Source organism: Desulfovibrio desulfuricans (genome assembly GCF_004801255.1).
In the GTDB taxonomy this organism is placed as follows: Bacteria; Desulfobacterota; Desulfovibrionia; order Desulfovibrionales; family Desulfovibrionaceae; genus Desulfovibrio; species Desulfovibrio desulfuricans_C.
Genome location: NZ_CP036295.1, coordinates 2,653,295 through 2,669,238 on the forward strand (window position 1 = coordinate 2,653,295; position 15,944 = coordinate 2,669,238).

Genomic DNA, 15,944 nt, shown 5'->3' on the forward strand with positions numbered 1-15,944 from the left:
CCTTTTACAGAGTGTTTATTGCGCCCCGTCGCTCCGGCTGCGCTGCCAGAGCGCACACGCGCTCCCAGGCTGCTGCCAGTATCCCGGCAAGGGCTGAATTTTCTTCGGTAAGTGCGTGCCGCCGCACCATGGCTTGCGTCACCAGCGGGCTGAAGGGCATATCGCCCAGCAGGTGGTGACCGCTCTCGGCGGCCATGGCGTGGATACGGGAGGTCTCGTCGGCATTCAGGTCGGACTTGTTGACAAGCACCGCTACAGGAATGCGAAAATGCGCGCACAGCTCGGCAACACGGCCAAAGTCGTGCCGCCCCGACGGCGTGGGTTCCACCACCGCCACGGCCAGCGCCGCGCCCGAAAGCGAGCTGATGACGGGGCACCCCACGCCGGGCGAGCCGTCGCACAGCACAAACTCCGCCCCCATGGCGGCAGCCTTGTCGCGCGCCTGCCGCTTGAGCAGCGCGACGAGCCTGCCGGAATTTTCCTGCCCCGGGTCAAGCTGGGCGTGCACAAAGGGGCCAAATCGGGTATCGCTCACGTACCACACCCCGCAGCGCCGCTCGGGAAATTCCACAGCCTGCGCCGGGCAAAGCTTGTAGCATACGCCGCAACCCTCGCAGCCCAACTCGTCAATGGTGTATGCGCCGTCTACGAGCCGCACGGCGTCAAACCGGCACAACTCGGCGCAACGCCCGCAGCCCGTGCAGGCCGCAGCATTTATGCGGGCCGTATTGCCCGAGATAAAAACCTCGCGCTGCCGTACCTGGGGGTCCAGCAAAATGTGCATGTCGGGCACATCTACATCCAGATCGCAGAGCACGGCCTTTTGCCCCTGCGCATGCGCAAGGGCCGCAAATGCGGCGCAGACGGTGGTTTTTCCCGTGCCGCCCTTGCCGCTGACAACAACAATTTCACGCATGGCCCGCGCCCTCCGCAAAAGTACGCAGTTTTGCCGCCAATCCGGCAAAACGCTGCCGCCATTCCCGCCCGGTCGCGCCCTGAGCCTCTGTGGGCGGCAAACCGCACGCGTAGGCCTCCGCGGCTTCGCGCTGAAAAGGCAGCTCGGCCAGCACCGGCAACCCGGCCCCTGCGCACCATGCCCGCAGCTCGTCCTCGCAAGCCAGGTTGCCCTCCATGCCCACGCGGTTCATGACCACGGCGACGGGTCGCCCGAGCTGTGCAAAGGCAGCGTGCGCCAGCTTGAAATCATAAAACCCGAAAGGCGTCGGCTCCGCCACCAGCAGCACGGCGTCCGCGCCGCGAGCGGCTGTCATGGCCGGGCAACTCACGCCGGGCGGCGCGTCCATAAGCACATCCGCCGGGTGCGCCCGCAGCAGGTCGGCAAGTTTGCGCTCCTGCGCGCGCAGGAGCGGCGGGGTCATGGCCTCGCCCACGCGTGTGCGGCCCATAAGAAAAGGCACAGACCGCTCTCCAGCCCGGACCTTGCCCAGCAGCAGCGCACCCAGCTCACGCCGGGCCACGCGCAGGGCATGCTCGGGGCAGACCGCAAAGCAGCCGCCGCAGCCGTGGCACATATCCTGAAAATACACGGGCTTTGCGCCCAGCATGGCTATGGCCCCATAGGCGCACATGGGGCGGCACGCCCCGCAGCCCGTGCAGACATCTGCCGCAAGCTCCGGAACCTCAAGGAACACGGGTTCCGGCGGCTCAAGGTCGGGATGCAGCAAAAGGTGCAGGTTGGGGGCCTCCACATCGGCATCCGCAAGCAGCAGTTCGCCCGCCCACTGACCGGCAAGGCAGGCCGTCACCGTGGTTTTGCCCGCTCCACCCTTGCCGCTGGCAATTACAATGCGCATAGGGTCTACTTGTTGGGCGCCGAGGCCGGGCTGACCGAGCCATCGGCAAGGCAGCGCACGGCGTCGCCAACGCTGCGGTTTTCCATGTCCTGGTACACGTCAAGCCCTGCCGCCTTAAGCGCCATAAAGGCCTTGGGCCCCACATAGCCGCTCATGACCGCCTGCACGCCCAGGCCGGCCAGTCTCTCCGCCGTCTGGATGCCCGCGCCCTGAGCCGCAGCCTGCGATGCGCCGTTATCCACATAGTCTGCCTGCATGGTTTCCATATCGACAATGACAAAACCGCCAGCCCGGCCAAATCGCGGATCCACCTGCGATTCCAGCCCCGGCCCTTCACTTGAAACGGCAACTTTCATGTGTGCTCCCTTGTTTTTGCTCAAACGAGCATAACCTCGCGGGCTGGATTGTCAAGCGTAAAAAAGCCGCCGCACCAGTTTTTGCTGATGCGGCGGCTGCACCGCCATGGGCGGCCGGGGGGGAAGAAAAAAACTACCTGTTCACATAAAAGTCGAGGGGCTTTACCCGATAGCTGTTGACTGGCATGAGGTCTGTGGTCACATAGCCGGGCCTTGCATTGATCAGGTCGGGGATGCGGTTGACAATGGTGGCGCAGGTCAGCTCCACGGTGGCGGGCTGGGTAATGACCACCTGCGTGTCCGGCTCGCCCATGAGGGTCCAGTCGTTGCGGTCAACCTCGCCGGGGGCGTAGACCTTGCCCACGCACTCGCTTTCAATGACGATGCCCTCCTGCGTTTCGGTGGTCACCACAGCTGACATGCCCGTGGCGTGCCCGGCGGGAATGGTCATGCCCAGCGTCTCGGAATGCAGCTCGGTGGCGTGGGTCTGCGGCACGCACTTTTGCACCTGACTTTTGACCGTAAGGCCAAGGCGCTCTGCCAGCCAGCCGTTGACGTTCCACATGTAGGACGGCAAAAACTCGCCCCGCTCGATCAGCGCTTGCCGTTCGGCGGACGAAATGGCGTCGGCTGCGGCAATTTCCTTTTCAAACGCGGGCAGATCAAGGCCAGCGCCGTGCACCTTGGCCAGCGCGATGCCGTAGTCTTCCACATTATAGCTGGAGCTGCCCTTTATTTTGCTGATGCTGTGCATGGCCCCGGCCAGCGTGGCGATCAGGTTGCCCCAGAACACGTCCTGATAGCCCGAGCCGCAAATGGTGCAGCCGGTCTTTTTGGCCATGGCGTCCACCTCGCGGGTGAGCACGGGCGACGAATTCATGGGAAAGATGGCTTCCTCATTGGTGGTGATGGCATTGACGCCGTTTTCAGCGCAGACCATGAGCGCCTCAATGATGTCGCGCATCAGGCTCATGGTGGTGATGATGCAGGCATCGGGCTTCAGGGCCGCAAGCGTCTTGCCAGCCTCTTGCGCGTGCCGCACCACAACGCCCCTGTCCGGGCCGCCTAGAATGGAACCGATATCGCGCCCCACCACCGCCGGGTTGACGTCAAAGGCTGCGACAATTTCCGCTCCTTTTTCATATACATATCGCATTGAATACTTTGACATCTTTCCACAACCATACTGGGCAATCCGCAATTTGCTCATGAGTTTCCTCCTGGTTTGGATATTCATTATGCTGAAATTATCTTTCAACTACAGCATACGCCCAGCTTGTGAAAAAACAAGCATGTCACGAATGATAAAAAATAGCGCCTCTATGGCAGCACGCCAGAGCCACGGCAAGGCCCGCCACAATTGCGGCAGACCCCGCCACATCGGCGGGCAGGATTGGCAAGCCCAGAAACAGAACCGAAAGGGCCAGCCCGCTCAGGGGATTGAGCATATTGTACGCGGCAGCAGTTGACGCCCCTTGCGTGCGGATGAGCAACAGCCACAGAGCCATGCCCAGCAGGCTCACCACTGCTAGCCAGCCAAGCGCCAGCAGGGCCTGAATGGAAACTGCAAGTGGCGTCACCGCGCTACGCATGCCCGCCGGAGCAAAAAAGAACATGGCGCAAACTGACATCCAAAAATTGACCGGCAGCAGCGGCATGTTGCTGTATCTGCCGCGAAACAGCACCGCGCCTACGGAAAAAGCCACGGTTGCCCCTGAAGCCAGCAGCAAGCCCAGCACGGCCCCGCCCTCAAGCCTGCCCACACCCACCATGACCACAATACCAGCCAGCGACAAACCAAAGCCCAGCAACTTTGCCGCGCTGAACGATTCCAGCCTGCGAGCAACGCCAAGTATAAGGGTGACAAAGGGCGAGCAGGACACAATGACCACAACCCAGGGGGGCGACACCAGTTGCAGGGCGGAAAAACTCAGCCCCAGATAGCCCACGTTGTTCAGCAGGCCAAGCACAAATCCCACCCGCAACGCCCTGCCCGCATGCGGCCCCCACAGTCTTTTACCGCACAAGAAGCCAAGCACAAAAACGGTACCCACAAAACGGTAAAACAGGCTTACGAATGGCCCCATTTCCGTTACCACTATCTTGCCCGCCACAAAGGCCGAACTCCAGATAATGCTGAAGCACACGCCCACAGCCACGTGCCGCCAGCTCAGACGCTTTTGGGCCGTGTTTCCCGCGCTTCCATTTCCCAATCCTGGCTTGTGCGCTTCCAGCGACCTTTCCACACTTGCTGATTTTTCCATTTTTCACCCCTAACCTTTGCGGCAATATAATTGCGTCCACAGTAGGCGGGGGCTTGATAATTTGTAAAATTTATTTTTATCATGAACAAATTACCTTGTCTTATTTTAAGGTGGTCAGCAGTTATGGAACTCCCGTCAGACACGCGCAGCATTACCCTTGAGCATATGCGGGCTTTTATTGCCGTGGCCCATTTCCGCAGTTTTCAGAAAGCCGGGGAGCAGCTCTGCCGCAGCCAGTCAGCGGTGACGCAGTCTGTCAAAAGGCTGGAGACGCACCTCAACTGTACACTGGTGGCGAGGGGCAATGGGCACACCTTTGGCCTCACCACGGCGGGGCAACGCCTGCTGCCGGAACTGGAGGATATTCTGCTGCGCTTTGACGCAGTCTTGCGCGCTGCCCGGCAACCTGAATTGCGGGGGCGCATCACGGTGGGCATTCCGCCAAGTTTCAGCACTGTGGAGTTGCAGGCAGCTGTGGCGCGCCTGCTGGCCCTCAATCCTGACCTTCAGAGCGGGATTATTTCGGCCATGTCTGCGGATATTGACCGCATGCTGGCGGACGGCAGCCTGGATGTGGGCCTGATCAACCAGTACCGCTTTGACAGCAGCCATGCGGTCGAGGGCATATTCGAGGTATTGGCCCAGCAGCCCCTGCACTGGGCAAGCGGCGGACACATTGCGCTCGCGCCAACCACGCCAGTGCCGCTGGCCACCTACAGCGAGGGCAGCCCCTGGCGCGCCGCCACGCTGGAAGTCCTCAATGTCGCAGGCAGAAGCTATGATTTTGCCTATGTGAGCGCCTCGTACGAAAGCCTGTGCAGCTCAGTGCTGGCGGGTTTTGGCATAACTGCTCTGCCCGACTGGGATATGGACGGACGCTTTGTCATCCTAGACGGCACGTGCGGCCTGCCGCCTCTGCCGCAGGTGCGCACAGTACTTAAAACTGCCGTGTACAGCCCGGTGCTGCGCCAGTTTTGCGACTTCATTATGCAACTGCCGTTTTTTAAAAACCTGCGTCCTCGGGCCTGAGCGACACGCAAAAAGCCCCCGAATCCAAAGACCCGGAGGCTTCAATCAACCAGCAATTTTGCCCGCCGCAAGTGCGGGATTAAGAGCAGGCGCGCGGTGCGCGACGAGGTAAAGGGGCCTAGCCCCTGTCTTCCAGCGCTGCCACAGAGGGCAGCACCTTGCCTTCAAGCAGCTCCAGCGACGCGCCGCCGCCGGTGGAGATATAGCCCATCTTTTCCGACAGGCCGTATTTTTCCACCGCCGCCACAGAGTCGCCGCCGCCCACAACCACAAAAGCCTTGGAATCGGCAAGATAGTGGGCCAGAGCCTTGGTGCCTTCGCCAAAGGGATCGGTTTCAAACGCGCCCACAGGGCCGTTCCACACCACTGTGGCCGCCTTGGCGAGCAGCTTTTTGTACTGCATGACCGTATCGCGCCCGATGTCCAGAATCATCTGGTCGGCGGGCACGTCGCCCACGGCGCGGGTGGTTGCCGCCTGGCCGGGGGCCAGTTCTTCGGCTGTGACCACATCCTCGGGCAGGGGCAGCTCCCTGTTCAGGTTCTTGGCCTGCTCCATGATGCGTTTGGCTTCGGGCACCAGCTCTTCTTCATACAGCGACTTGCCCACCATGTACCCGGCAGCCGCCAGAAACGTATTGGCAATGCCGCCGCCCAGGATAAGCACGTCCACTTTTTCAAGCAGGTTCTCGAGCAGGGCCAGCTTGGTGGACACCTTTGAACCGCCGATAATGGCGGCCAGCGGGCGGGCGGGGTTGTTCAGCACCTTGGCAAAGGCGGTAAGCTCGGCCTGGAGCAGCGGCCCGGCGCAGGCCACCTTGGCCACGCGCACCGCGCCCTCGGTGGAGGCATGCGCCCTGTGGGCCGCCCCAAAGGCGTCCATCACATACACGTCGCCCAGTGCGGCAAGCTGCGCGGCCAGAGCGGGGTCGTTCTTTTTTTCGCCCTTGAGAAACCGTACGTTTTCAAGCAGGGTCACCGCGCCGGGGGCCGCTTTGGCCTCGTCCAGCGTAGCAGCCAGCGCAACGGGCTTGCCCAGCAGTTCCGAAAGGCGCGCCGCCACAGGTTTGAGCGAAAACTGCTCTTCGTACTGCCCCTCGGTGGGCCGCCCCAGATGCGACAGCAGCACCACGCCAGCGCCCTTTTCCAGAGCCATGCTGATGGTGGGCAGCGAAGCGCGGATGCGCTTGTCGTTGGCAACCTGTCCGTCCTTCATGGGCACGTTGAGGTCTTCACGGATCACAACGGTTTTGCCCGTAAGGTCCAAATCCTGCATTTTTTTGATAGGCATATGCGGTCTCCCTGTCAGAGAATTTGCTTTGTTGGGCAGGCTGGCTACTTCGCGCCCTGCTGCAAAAGGTTTTCCGCCAGTTCCAGCACATGCGCCACGGTAAAGCCCAGGCGCTCAAAAATAATCTTGGCGGGAGCGGACGCGCCAAAGCGCACCATGCCGACCACCGCGCCGTCCAGCCCCACATACTTGCGCCAGTAATCCGCAGCGGCGGCCTCAATGGCTATGCGGGCGCGCACGCCGCGCGGCAGCACGCTCTCCTTGTAGGCCGCGTCCTGCGCGTCAAAAATTTCGGCGCAAGGCATGGAAACCACGCGGGCCTTGCGCCCGTCGGCTGTCAGCTGGTCGGCCGCTTCAAGGGCAAGGGACACTTCCGAGCCAGTGGCAATAAGAATGATTTCGGGCGTGCCGTCGCACTCGCGCAGCACATAGCCGCCGCGCGCAATGGCCGCCACCTGGGCGTCGCTGCGCTGGCAGAAGGGCAGATTTTGCCGCGAGAGCGAAAGCCCCGTGGGAGTGTGCACGCTCTCAATGGCGCTACGCCAGGCCACGGCGGTTTCCACCGTGTCGCAGGGCCGCCAGAGATTGAAATTGGGCATGAGGCGCAGCATGCCAAGCTGTTCTACAGGCTGGTGGGTGGGGCCGTCCTCGCCCACGCCGATGGAGTCGTGCGTCAGCACCCACACCGAACGGATGCCCATGATGGCCGCCAGACGCAGGGCGTTTTTGGCCTGATCGGCAAAGGACAAGAACGTGCCCGCGTAGGGGATAAAGCCCCCGTGCAGGGCAAAGCCGTTCATGATGGCGCTCATGCCGAATTCGCGCACGCCGTATGAAATATAGTTGCCCTCGTGGCTCTGGATGTCCAGATGCACGGAAGAGCTCGTCAGCGTGCCCACAGAGCCGGTAAGGTCGGCGGAGCCGCCCACCAGTTCGGGCAGACGCGGCACAAGGCACTCAAGGGTTTTCTTGGAGGCCACGCGCGTTGCCGTGGTTTCGGCCTTGCTTACGGCCTCCGCCACCATATTTTGGGCGATACCCGCCCAGTCGGCGGGCAGGTCGCCGCGCATGCGGCGGGTAAACTCGGCGGCCAGCTCGGGGTTGGCCTTGGCGTACGCCGCAAAGGTATGCTCCCAGGCGGCCTCGGCGGCCTTGCCCTTTTCACGCGCGTCCCAGGCGTCGTACAGCTCCTGCGGCATGCTGAACGGAGCTTCGGTCCAGCCAAGGGCCGCGCGGGTGGCGGCAATGCCCTCGTCCCCGAGGGGCGAGCCGTGGCAGGAGGAGGAGTCGGCCTTGGGCGAGCCAAAACCGATGTGCGTGCGGCAGATAATCAGGCTGGGGCGGCTGTGATCGGCCTTGGCCTCGGCAATGGCTGCGTCAAGCGCGGAGGCGTCGTGCCCGTTGATGGGGCCGATAACCTGCCAGTGATAGGCGCGAAAGCGCGCGGCCACATCCTCGTTGAACCAGCCGTCGATCTTGCCGTCAATGGAGATGCCGTTGGAATCGTACAAGGCAATGAGCTTGCCCAGGCCCCACGTGCCGGCCAGCGAGCAGGCCTCGTGCGACACGCCTTCCATCAGGCAGCCGTCGCCGGTAAACACATAGGTGTGGTGATCCACAACCGTATGCTCGGGCGTATTGTAACGGGCGGCCAGCATGCTTTCGGCAAGGGCCATGCCCACTGCGGACGAAATGCCCTGCCCCAGGGGGCCGGTGGTCATTTCGATGCCCAGGTCGGGTTCATATTCCGGGTGACCAGCCGTTTTGGCTCCCCACTGGCGAAAATTGCGCAGCTCTTCCATGGGCAGGTCGTAGCCCGTGAGGTGCAGCAGGGCGTACAGCAGCATGGAGGCGTGGCCGTTGGAAAGCACAAACCGGTCGCGGTCGAACCAGCGGGGGTTGGAGGGATTGTGCTTGAAACCGTGACGCCACAGGGCTTCGGCCATGTCGGCCATACCCAGGGGAGCGCCGGGGTGGCCGGAGCGGGCTTTTTCAATGGCGTCCATGGCAAGGGCGCGGATGGCGTTGGCGCACTGTCTGCGGGTGGGCATGACTCGTACCTCTATTTTTGCGTGATATTGTTGGCGGCGCGGCGTCTCAGGGATACTTCCGCATGTCGGGGCGTTTTGCCCGCCAGCGGGGCCATAAAGGCGGCAAGCCGTTTGTCGTAAGGTTTATGGCCAAAAAAGGCCGAGCCGGAAACAAGTACCTCTGCCCCGGCATCCACAAGCTGGGCCGTGTTTTCGGGGCATACCCCGCCGTCGATCTGGATAAGCGCTTCGGCCCCGCCGCTGGCGTCAAGCAGTTGCCGGGCGGCGCGAATTTTGTCGTATGTGGAGGGGATGAACGCCTGACCCGAAAAACCGGGGTTCACGCTCATGAGCAGCAGCATGTCCATATCCGCCGCCAGCCACCGCGCCGCGCTCACGTCCGTGCCGGGGTTGAGGGCAAGCCCGGCCTTGCAGCCCATGGCCCTTATGGCCGTGAGCGTGCGCTGGGGATGCCTGTCGGCCTCGGCATGGATGACCAGCATGTCGGCCCCGGCCTTGTAAAAGTCGGCAATGTAGCGGGCAGGGTCATTCACCATCAGGTGCACGTCAAAAAAAAGCCCGCTGACAGACCGCAAGGCCTTGATCAACGGGGGACCAAAGGTGATGTTGGGCACAAAGGCCCCGTCCATCACGTCAAGATGCAGCCAGGCGACCCCGGCTGCTTCAAGAGCGGCAAGCTCATCGGCCAGACGGGCAAAATCAGCGGACAGCAATGAGGGCGATAAGATCATGATTATATAGCGGGGTGAGCGTGTTGCCGGGGAGGACCATCAACAGAAAGGGCCGCCTCCCCCGCGTCCCTTCCCTAGAAATCTGCATTGCAGCGGCCACTGCCGCCCCAGGTGTCGCCCGCGCGCCCGCACTGAGCGAACGCCCGTCCTGTCGGCTATCTGTCGCTCAGCAGGCGGCGCAACGAAATCAGCTCGCGCTGCAGCATGCGCATAAAATCCGGGTCCGGCACGGCCGCCACGCGCTCTGGCAGACTTTCATCCACCACGGCGCTGCCCGAAAGCACGCGCCGCGCGCCTTCAATAGTCATGCCCTGCTCGTGCAGCAACTGCTGGATGCGCCGCAGCAGGGCCACGTTTTCTTCAGTGTACAGGCGCTGGCCCTTGCCGGTGCGCAGGGGGGCCAGCTGGGGAAACTCCGTCTCCCAGAAGCGCAGCACATGGGTCTTGAGGTCGAGCAGTTCCGCAACCTCACCTATGCGATAGGTATTGTCGGGCGTATGGTCCGACATGGCATGCCTCCCTGACAATCTCTGAACATGTGCCCGTATTGCGCAGACCCGAAAAAACGGGTCTGCGCGGGATGTGCTAGATACTGACGCCCAGAGCGCTCACCAGAGACTGTGCCACCTTCTCCCGTTCCTTGTCCACTTCCGTATCCTTGAGGGTGCGCTCCGCATGGCGGAAAGTAAGACGGAAGGTAAGGTTGCGCACGGGCTCTTCGCCCTGCTCCACCTTGGGTTCAAAGCAGTCCACCAGGGCCACGTCTTCCAGCAGGGCAAGCTTGAGGCCCCGCACATGGGCCGTGACGTCGGCAACCTTGAGGCCCGGTCCGGCGGTGACTGTGATGTCGCGCCGCACAGGCGGATACACGGGCAGCGGTTCAAAACGCACCCTGGCCGCATCGTGCATCTCGCGCAGGGTTTCCAGATTCAGCTCGGCCAGCCACACGTCCTTGCGGGCGTGGTATTCGTCGGCCATGGCGGGTTTTACCCGGCCCATAAAGCCCACGACGCGTCCATTGACCAGTATGTTGACGCCGGGCAGCAAAAAGGGATGCTCCGCTGCCAGCTCGCAGGCGGGCGCATCAAGATGCAGGTAGTGCAGCAGGTTTTCCACCACGCCCTTGAGGTCGGCGTAGTCCATGTCGCCCTCGGCCTGGGGCCAGGCCGTGTCGTAGCGCGTGCCGTAGAGCAGCACGCCCAGCATGCCTGTTTCGCGGGCGGTGGTTTCGGAAGCGGCGTCGGCCTCAAAGATGTTGGCCAGTTCAAACAGCCGCAGCCCCTGAGCGCCTTGGGCAAGGTTGTTGCGCAGGTCGTACAGCAGGCCGGGGGCCAGCGCGGTGCGCAGGGCATCCTGCTCCGCCGAAAGGGGATTCATGATGGAGATGCGCCCCTCGCGCGGCAGGGTGAGGTGATCCATGTCCTTGTGGCCCACAAAGCTGTAGTTCACGGCTTCATTGAGACCCAGGCCAGCGCCCCAGTGCTTGAGGCGCGACCAGAAGCCAAAGCGCGATTCCGGCTCGCCGGCGCGGTCAAGGTTGCGGGCAATGGCGGGCAACACAGGCGCGATGGTGTCCAGCCCGTGCACGCGGCCCACTTCTTCAATAAGGTCGGCCTCGCGGGTGAGGTCGGGACGCCACGAGGGCTGGCTGACGCGCCACACAGGGCTGTTTTCGCCCTTGTCCACGTTGCAGCCCATGCCGGTGAGCACCTTTTCGTCAAAGTCGTTGGCGAGGTGCACGCCCAGCAGGGAGTCGGCACGGGCAGGACGGAATTCGATGCTTGCCGCCTTGAAGGGGCAAGGCTCGCTGATGGAAAGGCCGCGCTGCACGCGCCCGCCGCTGACGGCGGCCATCATGGCGCAGGCGCGGTCGAGCGCCCACACGGTACGCTGCTGGTCGATGCCGCGTTCAAAGCGGTACGAGGACTCGGACGAAAGCCCCAGCCGACGCGAAGTCTTGCGGATGGTCGCAGGTTTGAAGACCGCGCTTTCCAGAAACACGTTGGTGCTGGCGTCGGTAATTTCGCTGTCCAGGCCGCCCATGACGCCAGCCAGAGCCACGGCGCGCGCGCCATCGCGGATGCAGAGGTCGGCGGCGGTAAGCACGCGCTCCTGCCCGTCGAGAGTGGTGAACTTGTCGCCGTCGTGGGCGCGGCGCACCACGATGCGGCCGCCTTCCAGCTTGTCCATGTCAAAGGAGTGCAAGGGTTGCCCGCACTCAAAAAGGATATAGTTGGTCACGTCCACAATGTTGGAAATGGGGCGCACGCCATGGGCATGCAGTCGGTGACGCAGACGCATGGGCGAAGGCCCGATTTTTACGCCCGTAATGACGCGGCCAGAATACAGCCAGCAGTGCTCGGGGTCTTCGATATCAATGGGTACCAGCACTTCCGGCCCGGAGGCGTCGAGCTGCAGCGGCAGATCGGGGATGCCGAGGGGCAGGTTGCAGGCGAGGGCCGTCTCGCGCGCAAGGCCGAGCACCGAAAGGCAGTCGGCACGGTTGGGCGTGATGGAGATATCCAGCACTTCGCGGTCCAGCTCCAGCTGATCCACCAGGGGCTTGCCCACCACAAAGTTCTGGGGCAGCACCATGATGCCGGAGTGGTCTTCGGTCAGGCCAAGCTCGCGCTCGGAGCAGATCATGCCAAAGGAGGGCGCGCCGCGCAGTTTGGCTTTTTTGATCACCATGCCGTCGGGCATTTTTGTGCCCACAAGCGCCACAGGAACCTTCTGCCCGGCAGCCACGTTGGGCGCGCCGCAGACGATATCAAGCAGCTCGCCTTGTCCGGCGTCAACCTTGCAGACGTGCAGGTGGTCTGATTCCGGATGGTTGTCGCACGAAACCACATGCCCCACCACAATGGAGCTGATGCCATCATAGGGCCGACTGATGTCTTCCAGCTCAAGGCCGAGCATGGTCAGGCGGTCGCCCAGCGCCTCAGCCGTTCCTTCATACGGAGTAAATTCACGCAGCCATGAAAGTGAGAGCAGCATAGTTCGTCCTGTTTCCGCGCCGTGGCGTGGTTATTTGAAACTCCAGGCAGGAGTTTGATTTTGCGGATCGGGCAGTGGGCGCTCGTAGCGCTTTTCCTTGCCCGCGCCCGGACCGTAGGCCCCCGGCAGGGGACGCTTACGCTCGGGTTTTTCTTCCGGCTGGCGGTCGTCAATGGTGTTGCCGTAGGCGTCAGTGTAGCCCATGCCGCCCTCGGCCGTACGCCCGGCGCTTTTGCTGGGCAACGACTCGATGCGCTTGGGCTCGCCCGGCGCGTCCATGCCCGAATTGCGCGGGCTGTAGGCCGAGGCCGCCAGAGCCGCACGCGGCGCGAGCCACTGCGGGCCGCAGGGGGCCAGCAGGGAGGCCGTCAGCAAGGCCAGCAACGCGCACGCCATGGTCGACGCCCACGTGCGGCGCGACCGGGCAGCTCTGTCGCTGCGGGCTATGCGGCTAATGACAACGGGCATACTGTCCTACCTGGCAAACTGCCCAAGAAAGCGTACGTCGTTTTCAAAAAACATGCGCAGGTCGCCGATGCCGTACTTGAGCATGGTCACGCGCTCAACGCCCATGCCAAAGGCAAAACCGCTGACGTCCGCCGGGTAGCCCACGGCCTCAAACACAGCCGGGTCAACCATGCCGCAGCCCAAAATTTCAACCCAGCCGGTGGTCTTGCACACGCGGCAGGGCGCGTCGCCGATGTGGCCCTTGCCGCCGCACATGCAGCACGAGATGTCCACCTCGGCCGAAGGCTCGGTAAAGGGGAAAAAGCTGGGACGAAAGCGCACCTGGGTTTCTGCGCCAAAGACCGCGCGCACAAAGGCCGTAAGCGTGCCGCGCAGATGGGCCATGCTGATGCCCTCGCCCACCACAAGACCTTCGATCTGGTGGAACATGGGGGTATGGGTGATGTCGCTGTCGCGGCGGTACACCTTGCCGGGAACGATGACGGACAGGGGAGGCTTGCGCGTCAGCATGGTGCGGGCCTGCACCGGCGAGGTGTGCGTGCGCATGAGCACCTTGTCGGTGATGTACAGGGTATCCTGCATGTCGCGGGCGGGGTGCTCGGGGGGCATGTTGAGGGCTTCAAAATTGTAGTAGTCGATTTCCACTTCCGGCCCGGAAGCCACGTCAAACCCCAGCCCCTCAAAAATCTGGCAGATTTCTTCCGTCACCAGGGTGGTGGGATGCAGGCTGCCGCGCCAGGGGGCGCGACCGGGCACAGAGGGGTCAAACCGGCGCAGGGCTTCGGCCTCGCGCCCAGCTTCAAGGGCGGCCTTGCGTGACTCGAACAGGGCGTTGCAGCGCTCTTTGACGCTGTTGGCAGTCTGCCCCACTGCGGGACGCTCCGCCGGGGCCAGCGAGGGCAGCTGAGCCATGATCTGGGCAATGCGGCCCTTGCGGCCCAGAACATCCACGCGCAAAGCCTCAAGGGCATCCAACGAAGAAGCCTGGCCCAGACCTTTTTCAAGTTCGGGAACCAGGCTTTCCAGTGCAGAAATCAGATCCATAGCGGATATCCCAATGCCGCGTGGCGCGGCTTTTGTTAAGGGAGGCGCGGATGTCGAAACGGCGGCAACGGGGTAAGGCCCATGCTGACAGACCCTGCCGCCCCGCAGCGACGTTACCGTTTTTGCCCACGCATCCTCACGGCATGAATTCGCCCTGCCTGCCGGACTATTGCCAGCAACACAAAAAATCAAGGCGCGGACGGCGCTTGTGCACCGCCCGCGCCTTATACCATACAAGGCCCCGCTCCCGCAAGCCGCGCGCACCATCAGGGTGCGGGCGTCGCTGCCAGGAGGCTGCCCTCCGGCGCGGGGAGCGCCACTCTTACTTCAGAGCGGCCTTGGCCAGATCGACGATCTTGGCGAAGTCGTCCTTGTGATACACGGCGAGGTCAGCCAGAACCTTGCGGTTCAGCTCGATGCCAGCCTGCTTGAGGCCGAACATGAAGCGGCTGTAAGACAGGCCGCTAAGACGGGCGCCAGCGTTGATGCGGAGAATCCACAGCGTACGGAAATCGCGTTTCCTCTGCTTGCGGCCCACATAGGAATACTGCATCGAGCGTTCCACAGCCTCGCGCGCGGTGCGGTACAAACGGCTGCGACCGCCGCGGAAACCCTTGGCTGCGGTCAAATATTTTTTGTGACGACGATGACTTACAAGACCTCTCTTTACACGCATATGCGTTGCCTCCTTCTCCCAACCAAGGCGGAGGAATGCCCGTTGGGGAGCGTAAAAACTTCAGGCCCTCGCAATGAGGGATGCGGATTGAACGTCAGTCGCGGCTCCACATGCGCCGCCGACGCCGTAGCGTCGCGCTGATTTACCGATTCTAAACCTAACGAATCTGCTTTACCCATACCTCAGCAAGCTGTGGTGTGAGATGCGTTGCCTTGCTGTTTCTGCGGCCTGCAATGCAGACGGCTGACGCAGCTAATTCGTTCGTTGGCGAAAAAGCCAAGGGAAGCGCCGAGCGGAGCATAGTTAGACCTATGTGACCGAGGCGCGCCCCGCAGGCTGAAAAAGCCAACGGGCGAATGCGCAAGTCAGCTAGCCGTTGGGCAGCATCCTGCGCACAGCCTTCTCGTTGGTCTGATCCACGAGGGTGGACTGACCCAAACGCATTTTGCGGCTGGCGGCCTTCTTGGTCAGAATGTGGCGCAAGTTCTGGCGGCGACGCTTGAACTTGCCGCTGCCGGTCTGCGAAAAACGCTTGGCGGCGGAACGCCGGGTTTTGATCTTGGGCATGGCGTACTCCTTAAAAACGTATACACTCGGACGCCGTTTTACGGGCGCACCGAGGGAAGGGCATAATGCCCCAAAGCACCGTACCGCGCAAGGGAAAATTCACCCCCCTGCGCATAAGGCAAATCGGCTACTTTTTGGGAACCAGCATCATCTGCAGAGTACGGCCTTCCGCGCGGGCTTCCTGGTCAACCTTGGCCACATCGGCCAGGTCCTGCACCACCCGTTCAAGAATGCTCATACCGCGATCCTTGTGGACAATTTCGCGGCCTCTGAAAAACACCGTAATCTTACAGCGGTCTCCGTCTTCCAGAAAACGGCGGATGTGGCGGATTTTGGTTTCGTAATCATGGTCGTCCGTCTTGGGGCGAACCTTGATTTCCTTAATCTGCACCACGGCCTGTCGCTTTTTGGCTTCCTGCTTCTTTTTCTGCTGCTCGTACTTGAACTTTCCGTAGTCCATTATGCGACAAACGGGCGGTTCGGAAGTGGAAGCCACCTCCACAAGATCCATGCCGGCTTCCTTAGCCAGGGCAATAGCATCGTTACGTTGCAGAATTCCAAGCTGCTCGCCATCGGCGGCGATCACGCGCACTTCACGGGCGCGGATCATCTCGTTGCGACGCACGCCGTCCTGCGGCATGTCGCGACGGAATCTCATA

General features: G+C 62.4%; 16 protein-coding genes. 1 reads left to right on the top strand and 15 read right to left on the bottom strand.

What is annotated here, in order from left to right; genetic code table 11:
* Positions 1–4: 4 nt before the first annotated feature.
* The 5 genes from DDIC_RS11110 to DDIC_RS11130 form a co-directional block, all read right to left on the bottom strand.
* Positions 5–916 carry an ATP-binding protein gene (locus DDIC_RS11110; RefSeq protein WP_136400498.1) on the bottom strand — a complete coding sequence of 304 codons (912 nt, stop codon included), beginning with the start codon at positions 914–916 and terminating at the stop codon, positions 5–7.
* Positions 909–1,814, bottom strand: a complete 906-nt coding sequence (locus DDIC_RS11115; protein WP_136400499.1) for a 4Fe-4S binding protein — start codon at positions 1,812–1,814, stop codon at positions 909–911. Before DDIC_RS11115 ends, DDIC_RS11110 begins: the two co-directional genes overlap by 8 nt.
* Positions 1,815–1,819: 5 nt before the next feature.
* On the bottom strand, positions 1,820–2,170 hold the full coding sequence (locus DDIC_RS11120; protein ID WP_136400500.1) for a NifB/NifX family molybdenum-iron cluster-binding protein: 351 nt from the start codon (positions 2,168–2,170) through the stop codon (positions 1,820–1,822).
* Positions 2,171–2,303: 133 nt separating this feature from the next.
* Positions 2,304–3,326 carry an NAD(P)H-dependent amine dehydrogenase family protein gene (locus DDIC_RS11125; protein WP_247647466.1) on the bottom strand — a complete coding sequence of 341 codons (1,023 nt, stop codon included), beginning with the start codon at positions 3,324–3,326 and terminating at the stop codon, positions 2,304–2,306.
* A 139-nt stretch (positions 3,327–3,465) separates the two neighbouring features.
* Positions 3,466–4,434, bottom strand: a complete 969-nt coding sequence (locus DDIC_RS11130) for a DMT family transporter (RefSeq protein WP_136400502.1) — start codon at positions 4,432–4,434, stop codon at positions 3,466–3,468.
* 123 nt (positions 4,435–4,557) lie between these two features.
* On the opposite strand from DDIC_RS11130, the gene DDIC_RS11135 reads away from it, so the two are divergent.
* Positions 4,558–5,463, top strand: coding sequence for a LysR family transcriptional regulator (locus DDIC_RS11135; protein ID WP_168732543.1), 906 nt, complete (start codon positions 4,558–4,560; stop codon positions 5,461–5,463).
* A gap of 118 nt (positions 5,464–5,581) precedes the next feature.
* Here the strand turns inward: DDIC_RS11135 and DDIC_RS11140 are convergent, their stop codons facing one another.
* The 10 genes from DDIC_RS11140 to infC form a co-directional block, all read right to left on the bottom strand.
* Entirely contained in the window at positions 5,582–6,751 is a 1,170-nt protein-coding gene (locus DDIC_RS11140) for a phosphoglycerate kinase (protein ID WP_136400504.1), read from the bottom strand.
* A gap of 44 nt (positions 6,752–6,795) precedes the next feature.
* Positions 6,796–8,802: a transketolase gene (tkt, locus tag DDIC_RS11145; protein ID WP_136400505.1), complete on the bottom strand. Its 2,007-nt coding sequence runs from the start codon at positions 8,800–8,802 to the stop codon at positions 6,796–6,798.
* 11 nt (positions 8,803–8,813) lie between these two features.
* The gene (gene rpe / locus DDIC_RS11150) at positions 8,814–9,533 is read right to left on the bottom strand and encodes a ribulose-phosphate 3-epimerase (RefSeq protein WP_136400506.1); all 720 of its coding nucleotides are present in this window, start codon (positions 9,531–9,533) and stop codon (positions 8,814–8,816) included.
* 155 nt (positions 9,534–9,688) lie between these two features.
* The gene (locus tag DDIC_RS11155) at positions 9,689–10,042 is read right to left on the bottom strand and encodes a MerR family transcriptional regulator (RefSeq protein ID WP_136400507.1); all 354 of its coding nucleotides are present in this window, start codon (positions 10,040–10,042) and stop codon (positions 9,689–9,691) included.
* Between the two features lie 76 nt (positions 10,043–10,118).
* Positions 10,119–12,530 carry a phenylalanine--tRNA ligase subunit beta gene (gene pheT / locus DDIC_RS11160; protein ID WP_136400508.1) on the bottom strand — a complete coding sequence of 804 codons (2,412 nt, stop codon included), beginning with the start codon at positions 12,528–12,530 and terminating at the stop codon, positions 10,119–10,121.
* 30 nt (positions 12,531–12,560) lie between these two features.
* On the bottom strand, positions 12,561–12,998 hold the full coding sequence (locus tag DDIC_RS11165) for a hypothetical protein (RefSeq protein WP_136400509.1): 438 nt from the start codon (positions 12,996–12,998) through the stop codon (positions 12,561–12,563).
* A 6-nt stretch (positions 12,999–13,004) separates the two neighbouring features.
* On the bottom strand, positions 13,005–14,042 hold the full coding sequence (gene pheS, locus DDIC_RS11170) for a phenylalanine--tRNA ligase subunit alpha (protein ID WP_136400510.1): 1,038 nt from the start codon (positions 14,040–14,042) through the stop codon (positions 13,005–13,007).
* 322 nt (positions 14,043–14,364) lie between these two features.
* Complete coding sequence (gene rplT, locus DDIC_RS11175) at positions 14,365–14,718, bottom strand: 50S ribosomal protein L20 (RefSeq protein ID WP_136400511.1); 354 nt, start codon at positions 14,716–14,718, stop codon at positions 14,365–14,367.
* A 369-nt stretch (positions 14,719–15,087) separates the two neighbouring features.
* Positions 15,088–15,285, bottom strand: coding sequence for a 50S ribosomal protein L35 (rpmI, locus tag DDIC_RS11180; RefSeq protein ID WP_022657789.1), 198 nt, complete (start codon positions 15,283–15,285; stop codon positions 15,088–15,090).
* A 127-nt stretch (positions 15,286–15,412) separates the two neighbouring features.
* Positions 15,413–15,943, bottom strand: coding sequence for a translation initiation factor IF-3 (gene infC, locus DDIC_RS11185; protein WP_136400512.1), 531 nt, complete (start codon positions 15,941–15,943; stop codon positions 15,413–15,415).
* Between the last annotated feature and the right edge of the window lies 1 nt (position 15,944).